23 protein-coding genes are annotated in these 25376 nt (G+C 31.6%); 11 read left to right on the top strand and 12 right to left on the bottom strand.

The window, feature by feature from the left end:
* Nucleotides 1-21 precede the first annotated feature (21 nt).
* The 3 genes from ACHRVX_RS23145 to ACHRVX_RS23135 are packed head-to-tail and all read right to left on the bottom strand — an operon-like array spanning nt 22 to nt 2154.
* Nucleotides 22-1083, bottom strand: coding sequence for a hypothetical protein (locus ACHRVX_RS23145; protein ID WP_395336788.1), 1062 nt, complete (start codon nt 1081-1083; stop codon nt 22-24).
* Nucleotides 1067-1603 carry an anti-sigma factor gene (locus ACHRVX_RS23140; protein WP_395336786.1) on the bottom strand — a complete coding sequence of 179 codons (537 nt, stop codon included), beginning with the start codon at nt 1601-1603 and terminating at the stop codon, nt 1067-1069. The genes ACHRVX_RS23145 and ACHRVX_RS23140 overlap by 17 nt, the downstream gene beginning before the upstream one ends.
* Nucleotides 1600-2154: an RNA polymerase sigma factor gene (locus tag ACHRVX_RS23135; protein WP_395336784.1), complete on the bottom strand. Its 555-nt coding sequence runs from the start codon at nt 2152-2154 to the stop codon at nt 1600-1602. The genes ACHRVX_RS23140 and ACHRVX_RS23135 overlap by 4 nt, the downstream gene beginning before the upstream one ends.
* A 285-nt stretch (nt 2155-2439) precedes the next feature.
* Here ACHRVX_RS23135 and lon point away from each other — a divergent pair, with 285 nt between their 5' ends.
* From lon to rpsA, 8 genes are all read left to right on the top strand, one after another.
* The gene (lon, locus tag ACHRVX_RS23130; RefSeq protein ID WP_395336782.1) at nt 2440-4893 is read left to right on the top strand and encodes an endopeptidase La; all 2454 of its coding nucleotides are present in this window, start codon (nt 2440-2442) and stop codon (nt 4891-4893) included.
* 151 nt (nt 4894-5044) lie between these two features.
* The gene (gene porQ, locus ACHRVX_RS23125) at nt 5045-6064 is read left to right on the top strand and encodes a type IX secretion system protein PorQ (RefSeq protein ID WP_395336780.1); all 1020 of its coding nucleotides are present in this window, start codon (nt 5045-5047) and stop codon (nt 6062-6064) included.
* Between the two features lie 4 nt (nt 6065-6068).
* Nucleotides 6069-6668: a murein L,D-transpeptidase catalytic domain-containing protein gene (locus ACHRVX_RS23120; protein ID WP_395336778.1), complete on the top strand. Its 600-nt coding sequence runs from the start codon at nt 6069-6071 to the stop codon at nt 6666-6668.
* Between the two features lie 45 nt (nt 6669-6713).
* Nucleotides 6714-7406, top strand: a complete 693-nt coding sequence (gene cmk / locus ACHRVX_RS23115) for a (d)CMP kinase (protein WP_395336776.1) — start codon at nt 6714-6716, stop codon at nt 7404-7406.
* 67 nt (nt 7407-7473) lie between these two features.
* The gene (locus ACHRVX_RS23110; protein ID WP_395336774.1) at nt 7474-8850 is read left to right on the top strand and encodes a nucleoside permease; all 1377 of its coding nucleotides are present in this window, start codon (nt 7474-7476) and stop codon (nt 8848-8850) included.
* A gap of 95 nt (nt 8851-8945) precedes the next feature.
* Complete coding sequence (locus tag ACHRVX_RS23105; protein ID WP_395336772.1) at nt 8946-9665, top strand: hypothetical protein; 720 nt, start codon at nt 8946-8948, stop codon at nt 9663-9665.
* A gap of 352 nt (nt 9666-10017) precedes the next feature.
* Nucleotides 10018-10842 carry a hypothetical protein gene (locus ACHRVX_RS23100; protein ID WP_395336770.1) on the top strand — a complete coding sequence of 275 codons (825 nt, stop codon included), beginning with the start codon at nt 10018-10020 and terminating at the stop codon, nt 10840-10842.
* Nucleotides 10843-11167: 325 nt separating this feature from the next.
* On the top strand, nt 11168-12946 hold the full coding sequence (gene rpsA / locus ACHRVX_RS23095) for a 30S ribosomal protein S1 (protein WP_395336768.1): 1779 nt from the start codon (nt 11168-11170) through the stop codon (nt 12944-12946).
* Between the two features lie 286 nt (nt 12947-13232).
* On the opposite strand, the gene ACHRVX_RS23090 is transcribed toward rpsA, so the two are convergent.
* On the bottom strand, nt 13233-13754 hold the full coding sequence (locus ACHRVX_RS23090; RefSeq protein WP_395336766.1) for an ExbD/TolR family protein: 522 nt from the start codon (nt 13752-13754) through the stop codon (nt 13233-13235).
* Between the two features lie 100 nt (nt 13755-13854).
* On the bottom strand, nt 13855-14787 hold the full coding sequence (locus ACHRVX_RS23085; RefSeq protein ID WP_395336764.1) for a cation diffusion facilitator family transporter: 933 nt from the start codon (nt 14785-14787) through the stop codon (nt 13855-13857).
* A 210-nt stretch (nt 14788-14997) separates the two neighbouring features.
* Between ACHRVX_RS23085 and ACHRVX_RS23080 the strand changes: the two genes are divergently transcribed.
* Nucleotides 14998-15552, top strand: a complete 555-nt coding sequence (locus tag ACHRVX_RS23080) for a fasciclin domain-containing protein (protein WP_395336762.1) — start codon at nt 14998-15000, stop codon at nt 15550-15552.
* A gap of 93 nt (nt 15553-15645) precedes the next feature.
* Here the strand turns inward: ACHRVX_RS23080 and ACHRVX_RS23075 are convergent, their stop codons facing one another.
* The 7 genes from ACHRVX_RS23075 to ACHRVX_RS23045 all read right to left on the bottom strand — a co-directional run bounded on the left by ACHRVX_RS23075 (nt 15646) and on the right by ACHRVX_RS23045 (nt 23961).
* Nucleotides 15646-16491, bottom strand: coding sequence for an EamA family transporter (locus ACHRVX_RS23075; protein WP_395336760.1), 846 nt, complete (start codon nt 16489-16491; stop codon nt 15646-15648).
* Nucleotides 16492-16601: 110 nt separating this feature from the next.
* Nucleotides 16602-16742, bottom strand: coding sequence for a hypothetical protein (locus ACHRVX_RS23070; protein ID WP_055092010.1), 141 nt, complete (start codon nt 16740-16742; stop codon nt 16602-16604).
* Between the two features lie 125 nt (nt 16743-16867).
* Nucleotides 16868-18304: a serine hydrolase gene (locus ACHRVX_RS23065; protein WP_395336757.1), complete on the bottom strand. Its 1437-nt coding sequence runs from the start codon at nt 18302-18304 to the stop codon at nt 16868-16870.
* Between the two features lie 28 nt (nt 18305-18332).
* Entirely contained in the window at nt 18333-20114 is a 1782-nt protein-coding gene (locus tag ACHRVX_RS23060; RefSeq protein ID WP_395336754.1) for a M56 family metallopeptidase, read from the bottom strand.
* Nucleotides 20115-20235: 121 nt separating this feature from the next.
* Entirely contained in the window at nt 20236-21816 is a 1581-nt protein-coding gene (locus ACHRVX_RS23055) for a M56 family metallopeptidase (RefSeq protein ID WP_395336752.1), read from the bottom strand.
* Between the two features lie 6 nt (nt 21817-21822).
* Entirely contained in the window at nt 21823-22191 is a 369-nt protein-coding gene (locus ACHRVX_RS23050) for a BlaI/MecI/CopY family transcriptional regulator (RefSeq protein WP_395336749.1), read from the bottom strand.
* A gap of 561 nt (nt 22192-22752) precedes the next feature.
* Nucleotides 22753-23961: an MDR family MFS transporter gene (locus ACHRVX_RS23045; protein ID WP_395336747.1), complete on the bottom strand. Its 1209-nt coding sequence runs from the start codon at nt 23959-23961 to the stop codon at nt 22753-22755.
* 98 nt (nt 23962-24059) lie between these two features.
* On the opposite strand from ACHRVX_RS23045, the gene ACHRVX_RS23040 reads away from it, so the two are divergent.
* The gene (locus ACHRVX_RS23040) at nt 24060-24659 is read left to right on the top strand and encodes a DUF1684 domain-containing protein (RefSeq protein ID WP_395336745.1); all 600 of its coding nucleotides are present in this window, start codon (nt 24060-24062) and stop codon (nt 24657-24659) included.
* A complete protein-coding gene (locus ACHRVX_RS23035; RefSeq protein ID WP_395336743.1) occupies nt 24659-25306 on the top strand; it encodes a TatD family hydrolase in 648 nt (215 codons plus the stop codon). The genes ACHRVX_RS23040 and ACHRVX_RS23035 overlap by 1 nt, the downstream gene beginning before the upstream one ends.
* The last annotated feature ends 70 nt before the right edge of the window (nt 25307-25376 follow it).

Raw genomic sequence — 25376 nt, 5'->3', positions numbered from 1 at the left:
ATTTTTGATTGATTTTGATAATTATTGTTTTTTGATAAGTATTACATTTCCGTAATTAGAATTTACAATCACTTTATTTTGACCTTTCTTCTTATTAAAACCACTTAATTTTTTAGAACTGCTTTTGCTTTCGCTGACCGAAATATCTAAAGAATTATCATTTTTAATGTTTCCGTATCTTGTGTTAATATCAAAGTCAAAAGCAAAATTTGTATTGTATCCTAGCGATACGTTTGTATATCCGGTATTGATATTTACGTTTTTTGATTTTTCGTTTAGCGATTCTACATTTATTTTAGAATAAGTAGCATCAATATTCAGGTTGCTGGAAATCTCTGCAATAGCGATTGTTACATAATTACTGCTGCCAACGAGTGAATTTATTTTTTGAAATTTAAATGTGCCATAATTTCCTTTGCATTTAATATTTTGACCTTCCTGTAAGGAAACATCAGTGTAATTAGCATCAAGATTTAAATTTCCGGCTTCATTTATTTTTATTCCTGAATAACGTGCTTCAATATTTCCGCTTTTGATGTAGTCGATACTGGAATTTTGGCTATAGCCAATTTCGATTCTGTTACTGTCACCATTAAGTTTGCCCAGTATTATTTTACCGTATTTACAGGCAATATCAGTTGTTGATTCCAGGTTGAATGTTGTAATATTTCCGTATTTATTATTCAGTTTTACACTTCCATTTTTCGGAATTTTTATCACATAGTTAATTTCGAAGCTATTCCCGCTTCCTTTACTTTTTAATGAAGAATTTCCAATAGTTGTAACTGCAGAAACTAAAGATTTAAGGGCTGTAATATTGATATCAATGCTATTTAATTTTTCATTTACCCAATCTTCATTTCCGCCCGAAACCTTAATTGTAATATCAAGATCAATTTTATCTTCGTCCCAGGTACTTACAGTGATATTCCCATATTTATTGTCAATATCAATTCCCGCACTGGAATTTACGATATACGTTTTTTTTATATTTTTTTGTTTTGAAACAAAAGTATCGTCATTTGAAAATCCTAATAAAGGAATCAAAAGCAATAAGATTAGTATGTTATAATGTTTTTTCATCAGTACTGTTTTTAAATTTTTCGTTTTCTTCAATTCTCTGTAATACCGTTTGTAAAAATGAAATTCGGGTTTGCAGATTGCTAATCATAGCATAAATAATTTGTTTGTTCTCACCATTTTTTTGAACTTCTTTCAATATTTTTTCATAATCCGAATCAAAAACCTTCATTTGTTTTAAAGCATCATTTATGATTTGCTGATTTTCCGGTGAACTTTTTTCTTTTAATTTAACTAGTTCATTATCAATTAAAATACTAAAAATAGAATCAGTTCTTTTGGTTTCTTTTGATGCGAATTTGAATTCCTTTGGCTTTTCAGCAGTATTATAAAATAGAGAAACGCCAAGCAGTACAAGAATAGAAGCAGCAATTGCCCAGACAGCATGATTTTTTTTCTTTGGCTGTTTTTTGTTTAATTTGTTTAAGAAATCAACCTGATGATCGGCGTTCATTCTTTTTATATCCCACTGATTCTCAAATTTTTCAAATAATTGATCTAAACCTTCATTTTCCTTTTTCATATTTCCTCTAATTTTTTTCGTAAACTTTCTTTTGCTCTACTCAATGTAGTTCGGCAATTGGCATAACTAATATTCAAAATTTCGCTAATCTCTTCCTGATCATAACCTTCAATATAAAAGAGCGTCAAAACCATCCGGTAATTGTCTTTTAAACTTAAAATTGTATCCAGAACCTGCTTGACTTTAAGCGAATTCAAATCTATATTTTCAGAAAAAAAACTGTCATTTTCTTCTATTTTATATAATGTTTTGCTCAAATCCTCGACTTGAAAAGCATTATTCTTTTTATAAAAATCAATACTATAATTGATAATTATTTTTTTTAACCACGCTCCAAAAGCTACTTCCTGTTTATAATCGTTTATTTTTGTAAAAGCTTTAAGAAATCCTTCCTGCATGACGTCTTGTGCAAAATGTTCATCTTTAACAATACGGTACGCCACATTGTACATTGCTTTACAATAACGATTGTAAACTTCGAATTGAGCCTTTTGGTTGTTCTCTTTACAAAGTGTGATTAATTCTTCGATATTTTGGTTTGTTATACTCAAGTAATGGTTGCTAGTTTTTTATAATGACCTAACTTTTTTTGGTTTGTTACACTTTTGATAAAAATAAATGTAATTTTTTTTAAAATGTCTCCGTTTCCGGTATTAATTGATTTTAGTTATTAAATTTCAAAACTTTCTTTTTTGCTTTTGGCATAATGATTGTCTATTTTTACCGCCTATCTTATAAATAAAACACTTAGTGTAGTTTTGTTAAAAAGCACTATATCTGAGGTTAGATTTGAGGTTAGAATTACAATTTAATGACAAAAAGACTTATATAATATTATGTCAGACCATAAAATACTTACCATTGACAATCTGTCACTTCAAGAATTTGATTCAGAAGCAGAATTGATTCCATTATTAACTCCTGAAGACGAAGAGGAAATGAACAATGAGGAGCTTCCGCTTTCGTTACCAATATTGCCTTTACGTAATACTGTTTTATTTCCCGGAGTAGTTATCCCAATTTCTGCCGGTAGAGATAAATCTATCAAATTGATAAACGATGCGAATGCAGGCGGAAAAATCATTGGAGTAGTTTCTCAAATAAATGAAGAAGATGAAGATCCGTCTAAAGATGATATTCATAAAGTAGGAACGGTAGCAAGAATTTTACGTGTTTTAAAAATGCCTGACGGAAATGTTACGGTAATTTTGCAAGGTAAAAAACGTTTTGAAATAGACCAGGTTACTTCTGAAGATCCATATATTACTGCGACTATCAAAGAAGTGGTTGAAGAGCGTCCTGATGAAAACGATACTGAATTTACAGCAATTTTAGATTCTGTTAAAGAATTAGCGATTCAAATTATAAAGGAAAGTCCAAACATTCCTTCAGAAGCTACTTTTGCAATTAAAAATATTGAAAGCCAATCGTTTTTAATCAATTTTGTTTCTTCAAATATGAATTTATCGGTAAAGGAAAAGCAAGATTTACTTTCGATAAACGGATTAAAAGACAGAGCGCTTGAAACGTTACGTTATATGAACGTTGAGTTGCAAAAATTAGAATTGAAAAATGACATTCAGTCAAAAGTTCGTTTTGATTTAGATCAGCAGCAACGTGAATATTTTCTTCATCAGCAAATGAAAACCATTCAGGAAGAATTGGGAGGCGTTTCGCAAGAAGAGGAAATGGACGAAATGAGTCTGAAAGCGAAAACTAAAAAGTGGGACGAAAAAACGCAAAAACATTTCGAAAAAGAATTGTCTAAAATGCGTAGAATGAATCCGCAATCTCCTGATTTTGGAATTCAGCGTAACTATTTAGAGTTGTTTTTAGAATTGCCGTGGGGTGAATTTTCTAAAGATAAATTTGATTTAAAACACGCTCAGAAAATATTAGACAAAGATCATTTTGGACTTGAAGAAGTTAAGAAAAGAATGATTGAACATTTAGCGGTTTTAAAACTTCGTAACGATATGAAGTCGCCTATTATTTGTTTGACAGGACCTCCGGGAGTTGGTAAAACATCAATTGGACGTTCAGTTGCTGAAGCTTTAGGACGTGAATATGTACGTATTTCATTAGGTGGTTTACGTGATGAAGCAGAGATTCGCGGACACAGAAAAACCTATATTGGTGCGATGCCGGGAAGAATTATTCAAAGTTTGAAAAAAGCAGGAACATCAAATCCTGTTTTTATTTTGGATGAAATAGATAAACTTTCAAGCGGAAACAGCGGCGATCCGTCTTCTGCCTTATTAGAAGTTTTAGATCCGGAACAAAACAATGCTTTTTATGATAATTTCCTTGAAATGGGTTATGATTTATCTAAAGTAATGTTTATTGCCACTTCAAATAATATGTCTTCAATTCAGCCGGCATTGCGTGACAGAATGGAAGTAATTAAAATGTCTGGTTATACTATTGAAGAGAAAGTTGAAATCGCTAAAAGACACCTTTTTCCAAAACAATTAGAAGCACACGGATTAACAGCTAAAGACTTAACGATTGGCAAAAAACAATTAGAGAAAATTGTTGAAGGTTATACACGTGAATCAGGAGTTCGTAATCTGGAAACTAAAATTGCTCAGGTAATTCGTAATGCTGCAAAATCAGTTGCGATGGAAGAGGAGTACAACAAAAAAGTAACTGACGAAGATATTCTGAAAGTTTTAGGTGTACCAAGGTTAGAACGAGATAAATACGAAAATAATGATGTTGCCGGAGTTGTAACAGGTTTAGCCTGGACAAGCGTTGGTGGTGATATTTTATTCATAGAATCATTAATATCCGAAGGAAAAGGTTCCCTGACTATTACAGGAAATCTTGGTAATGTCATGAAAGAATCGGCTACAATTGCTTTAGAATATATCAAGGCAAATGCTAAAAAATTAGGATTGGGTGTTGAGTTATTCCAAAAATATAATATTCATTTACACGTTCCTGAAGGTGCTACGCCAAAAGACGGACCAAGTGCCGGTATTGCGATGTTAACTTCCTTAGTTTCATTATTGACTCAAAAGAAAGTAAAGAAAAGTCTGGCAATGACGGGAGAGATTACGTTACGTGGTAAAGTTTTACCTGTGGGCGGAATCAAAGAAAAAATCTTAGCGGCAAAAAGAGCTAATATTAAAGAAATCATTTTATGTCATGAAAACAAAAGTGACATTGATGAAATTAAAGCAGAATATCTGGAAGGACTAACTTTTCATTATGTAAAAGAAATGAGTGAAGTTTTAGCTTTGGCTTTGACAGATCAAAATGCTAAAAATGCAAAAACACTGAAATAAATTTCAAAAGAAACTCCAAAAATGAGATTCCAAATTCCAATTCTACAGTTGTAGTTTTTTGAAGTTGGAATTTCATTTTTTTATTTTTTTATACGTTATATAATTTTATCTTCGCAATTGCGTTATTCCCATATAGGAACGCCTTAAATGCATGTTGAAACAACTTGTTTTATTTTTATTGTTGTTGGTTTGTTCGGTTTCTTTCGGACAAATTGGAGGACGCTACACCTATCAATTTCTTAATTTAACAACTTCTCCAAGGCAGGCAGCGTTAGGAGGGAAAAATATAACCATTTATGATGAAGATGTCAATCAGGTAATGTCTAATCCCGCAGCTTTAAACGAAGATATGGACAATCATCTGGCAATGAATTATGGTAATTATTATGGAGAAGCTTCTTACGGAACTGCTTCGTACGCCTATACTTATGACAGGCATGTACAAACATTTTATGCCGGCGTAAGTTATGTTAATTATGGTTCGTTTGAAGGTTATGACGAAAATGGTGAGGCAACTTCAGATTTTACCGGTAGTGAAGGCGCGCTTTCATTAGGGTATGCTTATAATATTCCTTACACAGATATCCATGTTGGTGCAAATGTAAAGTTAATAACTTCAACTTTAGAAACTTATAACTCTATTGGTGGTGCGGTGGATTTGGGTTTTTTGTATATAATTGAAAAAAATGATATAAATTTGGGTCTTGTAGTTCGTAACATTGGAACACAGTTTACAACCTATTCAGGAATACAGGAAAAATTGCCATTTGAAATTATTGCCGGTGTTTCACAAGAATTAGAACATGTACCGATTCGTTGGCATTTGTCCTTGGAAAATTTGCAACAATGGAATATTTCTTTTTCAAATCCTGTTCGTGGAGAAACCAACATTGACGGATCAACAAGTGATGAAAAAGTTTCGTTTGTAAATAATGCTTTGCGACATGTTGTTATGGGATTAGAACTTTTTCCAAAAAAAGCATTTAATTTACGTTTAGGATATAATTTTAGAAGAGGGGAAGAATTAAGAGTTGATGAACAACGTAATTTTTCAGGGGTATCTTTAGGGTTTGGATTAAGAATGAATAAGTTAAAGTTTAATTATTCATATTCAAGATATACATTGGCAGCTAATACAAGTCTTTTTGGTCTAATTTTAAATTTCCAGTAATTATATGAAGATATTCAGTTTATTTTTGTTTATGACTGTAGGGGTTTTAACAGGTACAAAACACTACTATAAAAAAGAAACTATTACTACTGTAGAAGTAGAAAGAATGAATACCAGAATAAGCGAAATAAGAAACATGATTAGTATTAATCCTAAATACAATACTAAAATTGCCTTTTTTGTAGACATGAGAATACCTTCGGGTAAAAATCGTTTTTTTGTTTATGACTTAGAAAATAATAAAATTCTTGATCAGGGTCTTGTGGCGCATGGCTCCGGATCTGAAACCGGAATAAAAGGAGCCCTTAAATTTAGTAATACTCCAAATTCAAATTGCACCGCATTAGGCAGATATTCTATAGAAAAATGCTATAAAGGCGGATTTGGTAAAGCATATAAATTAAATGGTTTAGACGAAACCAATAATAATGCTTTAAAAAGAGCTATCGTTTTACACTATTATTCAGCCGTTCCATACGAAGAACAAGATTATTATATTAGTATGAGCCATGGTTGCCCGATGGTGAGCGAACAATTCTTTAAAAGAATCGAAAAAATAATAGATACTTCTAAATCTAAGATTATCTTAGATGTCTATTATTAAAAAACTTCAGAAAATAAAAAAACAATAAAATCTAAAATTACCATTTTGAAAAAAATTACCGTTGCTATTGATGGGTTTTCATCAACAGGAAAAAGTACTTTGGCAAAACAATTGGCTAAAGAGCTGGAATATGTTTATGTAGATACAGGAGCAATGTACCGCGCTGTGGCGTATTATGCCATGCAGAATCAGCTTATAGGAACTGATTTTTTTAATAAAGATGTTTTGATACAGGCTTTGCCAAAAATTCAGCTGGAATTTAAATTCAATGCTGGTTTAGGTTTTGGTGAAATGTATCTGAATGATGAAAACGTCGAAAAGCAAATCAGAACTATTGAGGTTTCTAATTTTGTAAGCAAAGTAGCAGAAGTTTCTGAAGTGCGTTCTAAATTAGTAGAACAACAGCAGGAAATGGGAAAAAACAAAGCTATAGTTATGGACGGTAGAGATATAGGTACCGTTGTTTTTCCTGACGCAGAACTTAAAATCTTCATGACTGCAAGTGCCGAAACACGCGCACAAAGACGTTTTGATGAACTACAGCAAAAAGGCGATGACGTATCTTATGAAGATGTTTTAAAAAATGTAGTCGAAAGAGATTATATTGATACACATCGCGCAGATTCACCTCTTGTTATCGCAGATGATGCAATAGAAATAGATAATTCCTACTTAAACAGAGAGGAACAATTTACAGCTGTTTTAGAATTAATAAATGATGTTGTTAAAACAGTTTAATTTTTTGCAGATTTCATTTTTAATGGTAGTTTTACCGCTTCATTTATTTTAAAGACAATTTCATCATATGGGAATTAAAAACAGGTTGATTATAATGAGCTTTCTTCAATTTTTTGTTTGGGGAGCCTGGCTTATAACAATTGGAAATTATTGGTTTGGAACTAAAAACTGGGAAGGAACTCAGTTTGGTCTTGTTTTTGGAACCATGGGAATTGCTTCTTTATTTATGCCCACATTAACCGGTATTATTGCCGACAGATGGGTAAATGCTGAAAAATTATATGGCTTTTTGCATATACTTTATGCAGTCGTTTTATTTGGCATTGCACAAGTTACCACGCCGGATAATTTTATATATGTAATGTTTGCTGCAATGTGTTGCTATATGCCAACGATTGCTTTGAGTAATTCAATATCCTATACTTCGCTTAAATTAAATAACAAAAATATCGTAAAAGATTTTCCGCCCATTCGTGTTTGGGGAACTATTGGCTTTATTGCTGCCATGTGGATTACTAATTTAAGCGGAAGTAAAGCGACGGAATATCAGTTTTATATTGCGGGAGTTGGTGCCTTAATTCTTGGAATTTACGCTTTTACATTACCAAAATGTCAGCCACAGCGATTGACTAAAGAAGATGCTACATTAGTTGAAACTTTAGGATTAGAGGCTTTTAAACTATTTGGAAATTATAAAATGGCTTTGTTTTTTGTGTTTTCTATGTTTTTAGGAGGTGCATTGCAATTAACAAATGCGTACGGAGATGTGTTTCTAGATGAATTTAAACATTTCCCTAAATATGCAGATTCATTCGTAATTAAATATTCGACTATTATTATGTCGATTTCTCAGGTTTCTGAGACCTTGTTTATTCTGGCAATTCCGTTTTTCTTGAGACGTTTTGGGATCAAACAAGTAATGTTGATTAGTATGTTGGCTTGGGTTTTACGTTTCGGATTATTTGCCTTTGGAGATCCTGTAGGTGGTTTATGGATGATTATTATGTCTTGTATTGTGTACGGAATGGCATTTGATTTCTTTAATATCTCAGGTTCGTTATTTGTAGAAAGCAATACTGATTCTAAAATACGTTCATCGGCACAAGGATTATTTATGATGATGACAAATGGAGTAGGAGCTGTTTTAGGAAGTTTAACTTCAGGTTGGGCAATCGATCGTTTCTTTACAAAATCATTTACTAATACAACTGAATTAGCAGGATTTTTGCAAACAGAAACTACAAACTCTAAAATGTTGGATTTTGTAAAAGGACAAGGAAATACCATTTCTACAGACGGAATTTTTACAAATCCAATTTTAATGAAAGACTGGCACACAATCTGGTTGTCTTTTGCAGCGTATGCTTTAGTAATTGCAATTGCTTTTGCAGTTTTGTTTAAACATAAACACGATCCCAAAGAAATAGAAAAATTAAGTCATTAACTGACTTTTGATATATTTTAAAAACCCGTTTTCGATTTATTGAAAACGGGTTTTTATTTTATCTTTATATTTGATTATTTATATTTAGAACAGTAATGCAAAACCAACAAAAATCACTTCCCTATTTCAAGTCTATTGAATCAAAACCAATGGTATTTTTGAATTGTATTTTTGGTTTATTTTGGATATTTTTTGTTCTCGTTTTTATAGGAGGAATAGTTTTTATATTAACAAGTTCTTCTGAAGAAACAGGTTTTGATGAAATCGCTGCTGTTGCATTTTTTCTTATAATGCTTGCTGGTATATCGGCGATAGTTGCGTTCGTGATGTATTCGAGAAAAAAAATGTTCACCACTACTATAATTGACGAAAAAGGGATTCGTTATGTAAATAAATTTAATAATAAGGTTGTAAAAGATTTACCCTGGAGCAGTTTTGCAAAAAGAGAAAAACTTGCACATGTTTTTCAATCCCCAAAATTCGACATTGTGGCAAGTACGCCAATGAAATCCTTTTTTGACCAGTTTTATTGGCCAGTTTTAGTAAATAAGAAAGCAGCAATTCATAGTGATGCTTTTACCGGTAAACATTTTTTTATGATGTTTTATGCAAATCGATTAGAATTGATAAGAGCGTTTTTATTAGGAGTTGCTCATTATAGACCTGACATTACGGTAGATCCCATTATTTTCTCCAATCATTATATTGATCCGGAAAACTACAATATTGATTATAGGCAACAGCAACGTATCAGGATTTTGTCTGCTGTATTTTGCATTTTGATTTTAGGGCTTATTTATTACTTTGTAGATTAATAGAAGTAAAGTTATTTTAAAGTAGCGATTAAATTCTCGACTTGTTTTTTTTGATGAGTATATTTTTGTTGGAGTTCGGAACCTTCTCCCATTCGGTTGTACTATTCAAGTCCCTTATTAGCGAAAATTTTTTTATGAAAGTTTGATATTTCAGGAATTTGCGGAAACTGAATATGAAAATTCATTTCGTCGAGTGTCATAGTTATAAGATAAATAAGTAATTAAGTTATTGAAATAAGTTAAAATGTAAGGATTTTTATTTTGAGATAAATTTACATTTATATTTGTAAATCATTTTTATAAGTTTTTATTTACAGTTTAAACATTGTACATTTGTTTCTAAAATTGCAATATGTTATCCCGTAATAAGAATTCTCTTCCTCCGTTTCGTGCTGTACGTTCAACTACAAATAGGACTTGGGATTTTATTGTGGGATTTAGTGTTATAACTGTTATAATACTATTAGCAGGGATTATAATTTATTTGATAAATGAATTATTTCAAGCAGCTGCCGAAAACAGAAAAGACATTCCAGGCACTATTATTTTCATAATAATATTTTCTATTATTTTGACTTTGATGATATATAAAATTATTTATACAAGAAAAGAACGTTTTACTACCACAATAATTGACGAAAAAGGGATACACTATTTCAATAGGTTTAATAATACTGTTGTAAATGAGATTTTATGGGATAATTTTGTTAGAAGTGACTTAGGGAAAAAAACGGGACTTCTTACAGCCGAATTTGATATAGATTGTATTTCATATGATTCCAGAGGCAGAAAGTCAAATGGAGTAGGAATCGTTAAGTATTTTTGGAAAGTTGCGGTAAATGAAAAAGAATATATTCATACTGATTTTTTTAACACCAGTTATCTTTTAAATAGTCCTTATATTAATCGAAAAGATCTGATTCGTGCTTTTTTATTAGGATTGGCTCATTATAGACCGGATCTTACTATAAATCCTTGGATTTTTATTACAAATTCTATTGATGGGAAAGATTATACGTTTTATCCCAATACTACTTTTTGGAAAATTATTTTTGGTTTTATTTTTGTGCTTATTTTAGCAATTAGTGCTTATTTGTTGTATTTAGTAGCTATAGATTATCCACATTCCCCTTTCCAAAGAGTGGCTCTTGAGAAAGTTTTTCATGATCTGTTTTAAAAAGAAAATTTAAAAATTCTAAAAACTACCTTATTTCTAATCTAGCCCCGATAGAACAGATATCCTTTTATGGTGGGGTTCACCATAAAAGATAGGAGTGAAAGCGGGACTTGAGGTCTTGAAAACACTTAAATTTGCTGCTCCTGAACAATACACTGATAATCATATAGAATTGTTTTGCTATTACAAATAAATGTATTAATTTTGCAAACCTTTTGGCAGAGAAGAGTTTCCATTAGGTATCAACTATTTATGTAAAACAACTTCTGTTTTTTCTATCGCTTTATGAAACTCAAGAAAAGCAGAATACAAATTTTTTATCAGCATGTCTGAACAATTAAAATCACAAGAAGAGTTTTTAGCAAATTTTAACTGGCATAACTTCGAAGAAGGTATCGATGCAGTAGATGAGAAAAACTTACAAGAATTCGAAGACTTAGTATCAAAAACTTTCATCGCTACAGATCAAGAAGAAGTAGTTGAAGGTGTAGTTGTTAGAATTACAGATAGAGACGTTATCGTTGATATCAACGCAAAATCGGAAGGTGTTATTTCTTTAAACGAATTCCGTTACAACCCAAACTTAAAAGTTGGTGACAAAGTAGAAGTATTAATCGACATCCGTGAGGACAAAACAGGTCAATTAGTATTATCTCACAGAAAAGCACGTACTATTAAATCATGGGATAGAGTTATTTCTGCAAACGAAACAGGAGAAATCGTTAATGGTTTTGTAAAATGCAGAACTAAAGGTGGTATGATCGTTGACGTTTTTGGAATTGAAGCTTTCTTACCTGGTTCTCAAATTGACGTTAAGCCAATTAGAGACTACGATGTATATGTAAACAAAATGATGGAATTCAAAGTGGTAAAAATTAACCACGAATTCAAAAACGTTGTTGTATCTCATAAAGCGCTTATCGAAGCTGATATCGAAGTACAGAAAAAAGAAATCATCGGTCAATTACAAAAAGGACAAGTATTAGAAGGTGTTGTTAAAAACATTACTTCTTATGGTGTGTTCATTGACTTAGGTGGTGTTGACGGATTAATTCACATTACTGACCTTTCTTGGAGTCGTATTAACCACCCAAGTGAAGTTCTTGAATTAGACCAAAAATTAAATGTTGTAATCCTTGATTTCGATGATGAGAAAACAAGAATTCAATTAGGATTGAAACAATTAAACGCTCACCCATGGGATGCTTTAGATGCTAATTTAACTATTGGTGATAAAGTAAAAGGTAAAGTAGTTGTAATCGCTGATTACGGTGCATTTATTGAAGTTGCTGAAGGTGTTGAAGGTTTAATTCACGTTTCTGAAATGTCATGGTCTACTCATTTACGTTCTGCTCAGGATTTCGTAAAAGTTGGAGATGTTGTTGAAGCTGTTATCTTAACTTTAGATAGAGATGACCGTAAAATGTCATTAGGTATCAAACAATTGACTCAAGATCCATGGACTGACATTACTTCTAAATACCCAGTAGGTTCTAAACATACAGGTATTGTTAGAAACTTTACAAACTTTGGTATTTTCGTAGAATTAGAAGAAGGAATTGATGGATTAATTTACATCTCTGACTTATCTTGGACTAAGAAAATCAAACACCCATCTGAATTTGTAAATGTTGGTGAGAAACTTGATGTAGTTGTATTAGAATTAGATGTTGAGGGACGTAAATTATCTTTAGGTCACAAACAAACTACTGCTAATCCTTGGGATCAATACGAAGATTCTTTCGCTGTAGGAACTATCCACAATGGTGAAATTTCTGAAATCGTTGACAAAGGAGCTACTGTAGAATTTGGAGATGATATCGTTGCTTTCATTCCTACTCGTCACCTTGAAAAAGAAGACGGAAAGAAATTGAAAAAAGGTGATACTGCTGATTTCAAAGTAATCGAATTTAACAAAGAATTCAAAAGAGTAGTTGCTTCTCACACTGCTATCTTCCGTGAAGAAGAAGAGAAAAATGTGAAAACTCAAACAGAAAATACTTCATCTAACTCATCTACAAATGCACCAGCTGCAACTTTAGGAGATAACAATGATGTATTAGCTGCATTGAAAGCTAAAATGGAAAAAACTGAGAAAAAATAATTCTTACGTTTTTCTAGATATAGAAAGTCCCACAGCAATGTGGGACTTTTTTTATGCAATTTTTTGTTTCAAGTTTTCTTTGTTTCAAGTTGTCACGCTGAGCGAAGTCGAAGCGCGTTCTATTGGAATTTGGAATTTAATAATTTAAAGTTCTTCTTTAGGAGCTATTTCCAGCTGTCATTCCAATCTTTTGTTCCGCTAAAGAAGCGTCACAAAAGGATTTTCCCTTCTATCTGGGCTAGGGCATATGTTTTTATAAGAAACTTTATTATTAGTAATTAGGTATTTATTTCGAAGCCAATAACTTTGATTCTTCAGGACTAAATTCATTCACAATGGCATAAGTATCAATTTTAGCAATTGCCATTTCATCAAGAATATCAACCAGGTTTTTATAATTACATTTTTTACTTGGTTTTATAATTACTGTAATTCCTCTGCCATATCTTCCTAGTTGTGCTGAATACTCAAGCATGTTTTTGTTTCTTTTTAGCAATTCCTGACGGATTCCTTTTTTGCTATAATTCATTTCTGTGGGAGAAACTATAGGATTCGCTAGAATTCCCATATATGATATTAATTTATTATTCTCTCCCATCAATATCGTCATGGAGCGATTTTCTCCATAGCAATGAGTACCAGTCGAATAATAATAATCATTATCCGGCAAACTTAAATCAACAACTTTTGGCTTAGCCAACTCAATGGTGACCATAAAAAAGATAATCAATAAAAAAGAAACACTTACCATTGCGGTTAAATCGACTCTCGTACTTAACTTTTTACTTCTAATTTTATTTGGTATCATATAAATTAAGTTTTAAATAAATTAAGAATAGAGTAAGATTATTTATTGTAAAAATGTTAAATAAATATAATAAATAAAAGATAGTAAGTAGAAATTATTTTTAAAATGTTTTCCATTCCTGAAAATCAGGCTCAATATAAAGCCATTTTACTTCAGGACGTCTTGTGCGAAGTTGATTTTCAAAAGTATTAATCAATAAGCTAATATCCTGAGTAGTAAGATCCGGAATGATTTTTATTTTGATGCAAACCAAGACTTCTGCCGGACCTTGCTGAACGGTTCTGCAATTTAAAACTTCAGTGATTTTGCTTTCTCCTTTGGCAATTTCCTGAATAGTATCTAAAATTTCAGGATCAGCACTTTCTCCAATCAATAATGATTTTACTTCAATAGCAAGAAAAATTGCAACGGCAATCAAAACAATTCCTATACAGAGAGAACCTATCGCATCATAACGGCTATCACCGGTATAATGTGACACTAAAAGCGCAATTAAAGCTAGAAAAAGTCCTAAAACAGCAGCAGAATTTTCGCCAAAAATAATAATCAAATCACTGTCTTTTGTAACATGTAAGTATCGAAAAAACGGAATTGCTTTTTTACGTTTTCTAAGTTCAATAATATTTGAAATCATTGCATAACCCTCCATCGCAATAGAAAAAAGGATAATTCCAATCGCCCAGCCAATATTATGAACCGGTTCAGGATTGTTGTATTTGTGGACACCTTCATAAATTGAAAACATTCCACCAATAGAAAACAGCAGCATTGCGACCATAAACGACCAGAAATAAACTGATTTTCCGTATCCGAACGGATGCTCATCATCAGCATCTTTTTTTGACTGTTTTACTCCAAGTAAAAGTAAAAGCTGATTCGCACAATCTGCGGTTGAGTGAATAGTTTCGGCTAACATTGCGCCGGATCCGGTCATAAATGCAGCAAATCCTTTGGATACTGCAATAGCCACATTTACTAATAAGCTTTGAATTATATGTTTTGTTCCTTGATCGGATGGTGTTTGATTTTCCATTAAAATTGATTTTATACTTAAATTTACTAATAATTAAAAGAGTAAAGTCTATCTAATTTTAAAAATAAATGAAAATTATTTTATGCTTTAAAGGCTTGTTTTACAGCGTTTTTTAAGAATGTTTTAATTTATTTTGATCTTTTTTGAATTTTTAATAAAACCAAAACGATTATTACCGCGTAAATGAGCTTATAACTTAAAATATTAATTATGAAAACTAGAAAATTTTTAGCCGTAGCAATCTTAGCATTAGGATTTGGATTTACATCATTTGCACAAAAAACTGTAATGGTTGGTGGAGCTGCAATGTACCCAAACAAAAACATCATTGAAAATGCTGTAAACTCAAAAGACCATACTACATTAGTTGCTGCTGTAAAAGCTGCAGGTTTAGTAGAAACATTACAAGGTAAAGGACCATTCACCGTTTTTGCCCCAACAAATGCCGCGTTTGATAAATTGCCAGCAGGAACTGTTGAGACATTATTAAAACCGGAAAACAAAAAAATGTTGCAAACAATCCTGACTTATCATGTTGTTGCAGGAAAAATGAATGCTTCGGATATTGCTAAAGCAATTAAAGCAGGAAAAGGAAAAGCTACTCTTAAAACGGTTAGCGGTGGAACTTTAACTGCATGGATGGATGGAAAAGATTTATACATCAGTGACGAAAGCGGAAGCAAAGCTAAAGTTACGATTGCAGATGTAAATCAATCTAATGGTGTAATTCATGTAGTAGATACAGTATTATTACCAAAAAAATAATAGCTGTTTTAATAAAAATTGCAATAATTAAAAATTCCAAATCCCAACTTTTAAATTGGTATTTGGAATTTTTGATTTTTAATCATTTAGGTTTTACTTTTTAGCGGTTAATGTTGATCCCGCAGAAGCAATGACAACACAAACTACCGCCAATATTTCATAAAAACTCAAATGTTCCTGTAAAAAGATAAAAGCGCAAATAGAAGCTGCAGCAGGTTCCAGACTCATTAAAATACTAAAAGTTCTTGGAGGAAGTTGTCCTAAAGCTTTCATTTCAAGCGTAAACGGAATTGCACTTGATAAAAGTGCCAATGCGATACCCATACCAAAAAGTTTAGGAGTAAGATTGGCTAATCCGTTTTCATAAAAACCAAAAGGCAGAATTAAAAGTGCAGCAAACAACATTCCGGTTGACACCGCTTCACCACCGTTCATGATTTTAGAAATTTTTCCGCCTAAAATTATATACGCTGCCCAAAGTGCACCTGCAAGAAGCGCAAATGCAACTCCTATTATATCAACGCGATTATTTGTCCAGGGAGCAATTAAAGCGATTCCTATCGCAGCCAATAAAACCCAGCAATAATCTATTAATCGTTTTGAACCAACAATAGCAACTAATAAAGGACCTATAAATTCTAATGTAACGGCAAGTCCAATTGGGATTCTTTCAATAGCCAAATAAAAAATTAAGTTCATCGCGCCTAATGACAGACCATAAGGGACTACAATTTTCCATTGCTCCCGAGTAATTGCTTTTAAATTTGGTCTGTAAGCTATCAGTAAAATTATTGCCGAAACACCAATTCTAATCGACGCAGTTCCGGCGGCTCCAATTGTAGGAAATAAACTTTTAGCAATCGCGGCTCCACATTGAACACTTATAATAGCTAAAAGTACTGCGTAAATAGGAGGGATGTTGAATTCTTTATTTTTCATAAGAAATTTGTAGAATGAAAAAATAAGAAAATGTATTTAGAAATACATTTTCCATTTTTGAAAGTAGCGTTGAAATAAGTTCAACTATTTTGTTTAGGGTATTTTATAAATTACTCTAAAGCACGTTTTGTAACGTAAGCACGATAACCAATAATAGCCATTTGCCATTTTTTTGCTTTCGAAATGTCCAGCCCTTGTTTGGTGAAACTGGGTAAAAGAAGTTTATTTATTTTGGCTAAAATTTTATACATGGCAGGTTAATTTTTCTCAAAGATATAAAAAAAGACCTTGCGGTCGGGCAAAGTCTTTTAGTGTGATTTTATGTAGTAGTAAAAGAAAATATTTTATTCTTGAAGCAGATTTCTCTATCCATTAACTATGATTTCTTCTCTAGAAGCGTATTAATTTTCTTCAGCATTTCCTTACTATTTGCATTATCAGGAGCTAGTTCTAATGATTTTTTATAATTTAGTTTTGAATTTTCCAACTCTTTGTTATTGAAATAACTTTCGGCAAGGCTATTAAATGCATTGGCTGATTTTGGATTTTCCTTGGCATTCAATTCAAAAACTTTAATAGCATCATTTATTCTGCCGTAATTCATTAAAGTATAACCAATAATATTTAATCGGTATTCAAAATCCCAATCCGGATGATTCCTTTTTACAGTTAAATAATTTTCCTTTGCTTTTGTAATCTCTAACTTCAAAAAATCCTGATTCATTTTTTCACCTGCAAGTAAAAAGTCATCAACCAAAGTTTTATCAACAATAGCAGCTACATGATTGATGACCTGACTCTGAACATATAAATTAGAATATTTATGTCCATTAGATAAAAAGATAATCGTTAAATCATTATCAGGGAATTTTCTAAAAGCGGTTTCATTACCTCCGGTAAAGCCGTATGAAAGTATTTTATTTACCGGAATAATTTCCCAGCCGTAAGCAAAACGATCTGTATTGTTAGCAAACAGAAACGGTTTCCACATTGAATATTTGGTTTCTTTTTTGAGATACACATTTTCATCCAGATTTTGATTCCATAGAATGAAATTTTCCAATGAAATATTTAAACCATTTGCCGAATGTGCATCTGTACCAAAATCAGATGTACTTTTTATATACGTTTTATTTTCAGTGCTATAGTTATATCTAAACGCACTATTAGGAAAAGTTTCGCCAAAGTTTGATGAAAAATAAACTCCTGATTGTATGGATGGAAATTGATTTTGTAAAATATAATCATCAAAACCTGAGCCTGTAATTTTTTCAATAATCCTGGTGAGAAATAAATAATTTGTTTGATTGTATCTGTATTCATTTCCCGTTACAAATTCCATTGGTTTTGTCGATAATATCTCCATTTTTTTATCAAAAGGCAAATTATTCGTGATATCCCGGAACATAACAATATTGGGCAAACCAGAAGAGTGAGACAGTAAATTCCGTACTTTTACACTTTGCCACTCTATAGGAAGATGATCTATATATTTAGAAATAGGATCATCTAATGATAATTTTCCTTTTTCGATAAGTTGAAATACGCCTACATTTGTAATTAATTTTGTTGTAGAAAAAATCTTAAAAGCAGTGTTTTTATCCACTGCTTTATTTTCTTCTAAAGAAGCTTTTCCAAAATATTTCTGATAAATAACTTTCCCATCTTTAACAACGGCCAAAGCAACACCTGGAATTTCGTTAATTTGAATTACTTCTTTTATATAATGATCTATTTTTTGCTCAGTTTCTTTTTGTGCGAATCCAAAATTAAAGTGGAATAACAGCGATAAAATAAAAATTAGTTTTTTCATTTATGAGTTTTAGAATTAAATCTCTTACTTAAGACTTTCTACTTTCTTTTTCCATTCTCTTTAATTCCTTTTCATGTTGCTTCATCTCTTTTTGATGTTGCTTCATTTCTATTTCATATTGTCTCATATCCTTATCATACTGCTTCATATTGACTTCGTACAATTTAGAATCCTTGCCGTATTTTTGTTCTACGTCCTGAGTAAATTTGTCCATGTCGATATTAAATTTCTCCATTGCAATTTCATATTTTGCCATTTCTTTTTCAAAAATAGCTTCTCTTTGAGACATTATTTCGTCAACTTGTTTTTCAAAAGCTGACATATCAGGCTCCCAAGATTCCATTTTCTTTTCAAATTCAGCTAATTCTTTTTCGAATTTAGCCATTGCTACTTTGTCTTTATGATCTGCAGGAGCTACAGGAGGTTTTGGCATTTTTGACATATCAACAGTCGGTGCCTGAGGCATTGGTCCGGTAGGGAAAACCGGAGGAATTGGTGGAGTAGGAGGTGTCAAATCTCCTGTATTAATATCAGTAACATTTTCCCCACTAATTTCTACAACGTGATTCCCAACAACCATTGGTTTATCAATTGCTCCATCAGTTGTCAAACCAATTTTTTTAGAACCATTACTTTCCAATGTAATCACAATACCACAAGTTTTGATGGCTTCATCACCTTCAACCTGCATGCTTTGTGCTTCTCCCGTTCCTTTTTGAATATCAACCTTAATAGCGGTTAATTCCTTTTTATTATTTCTTTTTACATCAGATATTACAACATCAATATCATGGTTTTTCTTTAGCTTTTCAGCCATTTCTTTTAATTCCTGATCTGTAGTGTTTTTGTGGATTTTGAAAACATAGATGGGATCTGTTTTTTTATTTACTTCAAGATCATTTTGTTCTTTTCGTTCCTTTTCCTGTGCGATTGTTTTAATCTGAAATAAAAATACAAATGCTACAAGTGCCGGAATTATGGCGTAATACTTTAGATAATTTCGTTTTTTTGATTGATTTTTGTTTAACATGACAATTCGTTTTTTGATTAATGATTGATAAAAATGATTGGTGATTGCAACACAACTTTCATGTGTTGTTATTTTTAAAAGCGTGTATTGGTACGCCTTTTTATCGGATATTTTTTTAGCTGCTTCGTTATCTGCAATAAATTCAAGATTTTGAAGAATCGCTTTTTTGTACAGCCAAATAATTGGATTGAACCAAAACAAGACACAAAAAACTCTCGAAATCAATACATCTAAAGTATGATTCTGGTCGCTGTGTACTTTTTCGTGTTCAATAATATTTTCTAATTCTGATGCCGTAAACATTGATGAGTTGTAAACGATATAATCAAAATAAGAAAATGGAGCAATATTTTCGTTTATATCTACAAATTTGAAATCAGCTTGTTGTTGTACTTCTTTACCTTTTAAAATCGAACTCAAACTATAAAAGTCAATGGCAAATTTTATAAGTAAAGCCAGAAAACCGATGCCGTAAACAGCAAGTGCAACATAGTTCCAATTGATTTCAAAAGTTTCTTTTTCTATATTTTGCGAAGAAACCGGAGTATAATTTAAAGCCGAAATTGTATTGGTAATCTCTGTTTGGACGGGAGCGGGCTCAATCCATACAATTTGAGTATAAACTAAAAAAGGTAAAACTACAGAGGTAACTAAACCAGCCAATAAAAACCATCTGCTGCTATTGAAGAAAGTTTCCTTACGCAACAAAAAATAATACGCGCAGTAAAACAATACTAACAATCCGCTTGATTTTGCGATAAAAATAAAAAGTGCTTCCATAATAATTATTTTTTTTCTTTTGGGTTTCAATCAGAGTCAGTATTCTGCGTCATTAAGCTGCCGAAATTTCTTCTTTTTATTGGTTAGGTTTGCGTTTTCTAATTTGAAATTGAAAGAAATTTTATTTATGGGTTTCAATTATAATGACACCGTTTTTTCCTTTATCACCATATTTAGCTGTTGCCATTTCTCCTTTTAAAACATTCATAGTTTTTATATCACCGGACTTATAGTCCTCAAAGTTAAAAGTTGAAGGCATTTCAACACCGTCAATAATTACAAGTTTTTTTCCGTTAGAATCATTTTTACCTGGATTTGAAATGATAATTTTAGAACCTCCGTTGCTTGTTGTAATTTTTGTAGTATTAGTATCTGAGTCTGTTGTTATAGTAGTTTCAGTATTTGCGCTAGTAGTACTGTTAGTTTTTGTACTAATAGCAGAATTATTGTTATCATTGGCTTGCAGTTTAGTTTTTTGTTTTTTTTCTGTAGTGATTTTTGAATCTTTACTTGTTTCATCAGCAGTTTGAATACCTACTTTTTTGCTGCCGTTTTTGTCTGTTGTAACAATGATTCCGAAATCTTTGATAGTTTGAATTCCTCCTGTTTGAATAGATTGAGTTTGCTGATTGCCATTGCTGATCTCAATTTTAATTGAAATTAAATCGTTTTCAGCGTTTCTTTTTATTTGAGAAGTTTTAAAGTCAATATTATGGAGATCTTTTAATTTTTCTTTAATTTCTTCTAATTCCGAATCTGTAGAATTTTTACTAATTTTATAAACATCAACAGATTTTATTTCGCCTGAAAGTTCTTTTACAACCTGCTGTTTTTCTTTAGCTTCTATTTTAATTTGAAATAAAAGTACAAATGCGACAAGTGCCGGAATTACAAAGCAAAATTTCCATAAACTTTTCTTTTTTGATTGATTTTTGTTTAACATAATGATTCGTTTTTTGATTAATGATTGATAAAAATGATTGGTGATGGCAACACAGTTTTCATGTGTTGTTAATTTTAAAAGCGTGTACTGATACGCTTTTTTGTCAGATATTTTTTGAGCAGCTTCACTATCAGCAATGAATTCAAGATTTTGGAGAATTGCTTTTTTGTACAGCCACATTATTGGATTGAACCAAAACAGCACACAAAATATTCTTGAAACTAAAACATCAATAGTATGATTTTGCTCACTATGCACTTTTTCATGTTCAATAATACTCTCTAATTCTGATGCAGTAAACATGGATGAATTGTAAACGATATAATCAAAATAGGAGAAAGGAGCAATACTTTCGTTAACATCTATAAATTTAAAATCAGCTTGTTGCTGTACTTTTTTACCTTTTAAAACCGAATTTAAACTGTAAAAATCAATCGCAAATTTTATTAAAAGTGCTAAGAAACCAAGACTGTAAAGCCCGATTAAAACCAGATTCAAATTGATCTCAAAGGCGCTATCCGAAATAGTATCGAGCGTATTAATTTGATTATTATTTACATTTGAAATTGGATCAGCCTCAACCAAAACAACTTTTGTAAAAACAATCAAAGGCAAAATAACCGATGTAAATAACCCGGCTAATAAAAACCATCTGTTGTTATTGAAAAAAGTTTCTTTGCGCAATAAAAAATAATAAGCACAATAAAATAATAGCAACAATCCGCCTGATTTAATTATATATGTGATTAGTGCTTCCATAACTGATTATTTTTCTTCTTTTGGAGTTTCAATCATCGCAAGAATTTCACGTAATTCTGCTGCCGAAATTTTTTCTTCTTTAGCAAAAAATGAAACCATATTTTTATACGAACTATTAAAATAGTTGTCAATTGCCGTATTCATATACTTTTTACTGTAGGCTTCTAAAGTAATAATAGGATAATATTGATGTGTGTTTCCAAAAGCATTATGTCCCACAAAACCTTTTTCCTCAAGATTGCGCACAATGGTAGATAAAGTGTTGTAATGCGGTTGATCTTCAGTAATTTCTGCCTGAACTTCTTTTACAAATGCTTTTTTAAGCTTCCATAAAATGTGCATGATTTCCTCTTCTTTGTTCGTTAGCTTTTGCATGTTTTCTAATTTTAATTCAAACCTACAACTATTTTTTTAGTTACACAACTATAAATATAGTTATTTAACTAAAAAATACGTTTGATTGCTTTTGATGCGAGGTAAATAGGGCGATTTTATTGCGTTGTTGGAATGAGAAAAAATTTTACCGCAAAGCGCGCAAAGCTTTTATATTTAATAATGTTGACAAACACAAAGTTCGCAAAGCTTTGTATATATAAAGCTTTGCGAACTTTGCGTTTTTATAAAACAATGCATTTAAAAAATTTTGCGTGCTTTGCGGTAAAATTATCTAAGTGGTTTAAATTCAGATTATTATTTTTTCAGTAAACAAACATAAAGCTTTGCGAACTTTGTGTTTTTAAAAATCCTGCATTGAAAAAACCTTGCGTGCTTTGCAGTAAAAAATTTATAAGTATTTGAAATTCAGATTACTGTTTTAGTAAACAAACATAATGCTTTGCGAACTTTGTGTTTTTAAAAACCATACATTGAAAAAAACTTTGGGAGCTTTGCGGTAAAATTACTAACGAACATTAAATCAATAAGATTTTAAAAAATTTACTCTACCAATACTGCTTTTCTAATCCAAAAACAACAAAGCGTTGCAACAATGCCAATACAAGCCATGAAAAGCCAATTGATCTGATAACCCAAACGGGAGATAATTTCGAATCCCACTTTTGAACTAATAATATGAGCAAGACTAAAACTCATGGTATAAAGCGCCATATATCGACCTTCCTGACCGCGTGGAGCACGACTTAACGCAAAAGCATTCGAAAACGGAAACGCTAAAATTTCTCCAAGCGAAATACAAATCATACTTATAACTAATATCCCTGCCCAAACATTAATCAGCAATAAAAAGAAACTTAGCGACATTATAAACGACCCAAGAAGAATGATTCTTATTTTCGGAAAGCCTTTTCTTTCCATATAACCAACGGTAGGCATTTCCAGAGCAAAAATCAAAAGTCCGTTTAAAGTCATTAATAAACCAGTCTGAAATTCACTTAAACCAAATTTCTCACTATGATATAAAGGTAAAGTTGTGAAAAGCTGAAAGAAAATCATAGCCGTTACAAAACTCACAAATAAGAAAACCCAAAAGATTTTATCCTGAAAAACCGATTTTTTAGTTGATGCACTTTCAATTTTATCCCCGTGATCGGCCTTTTTCTTTTCCTTAACCAAAAGCGCAAAAATCGAAATAGAAATAATACAAGAAGCACCATCAACCCAGAACAAGCCCGAATATCCAATTCCCATAATAATTAAACCACCCAAAGCCGGTCCGGCAGCAAAACCTAAATTTACTGCCAAACGCACTAAAGTTAAGGCACGAGTTCTGTTTTCGGGTTTTGCATAAGCACCAAGAGAAACAAACATTGCAGGTCTGAACATGTCAGCAATGGTCATTAAAATAAACATAGCGACACAAAGCGTCCAGAAAGTAGTAATATATTGTACAAAGAAAAGTGAAACACCACTTGTGAACAAACTAAAAATCATGATTTTATAAAACCCAATTTTATCAGATAATTTTCCGCCTAACCAGGAACCTAACATTGATCCTAAACCAAAGGCAACCATAATCCAACCTACCTGATTATAAGTAAAATGAAGATCTTCTTTTAAATATTTTGATAAAAAAGGAAGCACCATTGTTCCCGCACGATTGATAAAAGTAACAATTGTAAGTATCCAAATTTCTCTTGAAAACCCTTTAAAATTATTGATGTAGTGACTAAAAGCAGTTTTGAGCATTATAAAAAAAGTTAATTGCCGCAAAGTTAGGAAACTTTGTACGTATCAGCGGTTGCTGCTTTGTTACTTTTAAACTATTTTTGTTCAAAATTTAAAAGATGAAAAATGTTATTCCTTTTTTAGTATTACTGCTCGTTAATTGCTGTTTTGCACAAAATAAATTTGATCTGAAGAAAGCTCAAAAATTTCAGAAGCAAATAAATTCTGAATATGCTGACGCTAAAACAAGTCCGTTGATGGAAGAAGATTTGAAAACGTTTAAAACTTTAGATTTTTATCCCATAAATGGCAAATATTTTGTGAACGCAAAATTTGAAAAAGCCGAAAATGAGAAGATTTTCGAAATGAAAACCACAGGAACAAGGACTCCACAATATATTAAATACGGAACATTATATTTTACTATTGACGGCGTTGCGCTTAAGCTGAATGTGTATAGAAATATAGAACTTTCTAAAAAGAAGGAATATAAAGATCATTTGTTTTTGCCCTTTTCTGATTTGACTTCCGGCAAAGAAAGTTACATTGGCGGAAGATATATTGATTTGAAAATTCCAAAAGGAAACACCATTGCAGTAGATTTTAATCAGGCTTACAATCCTTATTGTGCTTATAATCACAAATATTCTTGTCCGCTTGTACCGTTAGAAAATGATTTAAATGTAGCCATTAAAGCAGGAGTTAAAACGTTTCATTAATGGAATTCTTTAATTGTCATACACATCAATTTAAGAATCAACCCCATATTTTGGAATTGGTGAATCAATATCCGCATGAATTTGATGCTTCAATTCCGTTTTATTCTGTCGGAATTCATCCGTGGTATATTAAGGAAGACCAAATTGATGCAGATTTGAAAATTATAGAAGAAAAATTACAAACTAAAAATTGTCTGGCAATTGGCGAATGCGGATTAGACAAGAGAATCGAGATTTCGTTCGAACAGCAAATTATAGTTTTTGAAAAGCAACTGGCTTTAGCCGAAAAATATAAAAAGCCTGTTATCATACATTGCGTCGCTGCTTTTCAGGAAATAACCGAAATCAGGAAAAAATTAAAGATTTCTGTTCCAATGATTATTCACGGTTTCGCAAAAAACGGACAATTGGCAAACCAGCTTATTTCGACAGGATTTTATCTTTCTTTCGGAAAATATTTACTCAGAAATCCAGCATTAAAAACTGTTTTTCAAAGTATTCCAAACGATCGATTTTTTCTCGAAACCGACACAATTGAAGAAGGAATTGAACAGGTTTACCATTTAGCATCAGAATATAAAAATATAACAGTTATAGAATTACAAGATGTTATCTCAAGTAATTATAAAACTGTATTTGAGAAGTAAAAGTTTAACGCAAGCAAACTTTGAACTCGAAACCTGAAACAAAGAATTTAAAAAACTAAAAAAACAAAAT

This window comes from Flavobacterium sp. FlaQc-47 (assembly GCF_044006475.1).
Classification (GTDB): domain Bacteria; phylum Bacteroidota; class Bacteroidia; order Flavobacteriales; family Flavobacteriaceae; genus Flavobacterium.
Note: the sequence above shows the minus strand (reverse complement) of the source record. Positions and strands in the feature narration are given on the sequence as shown.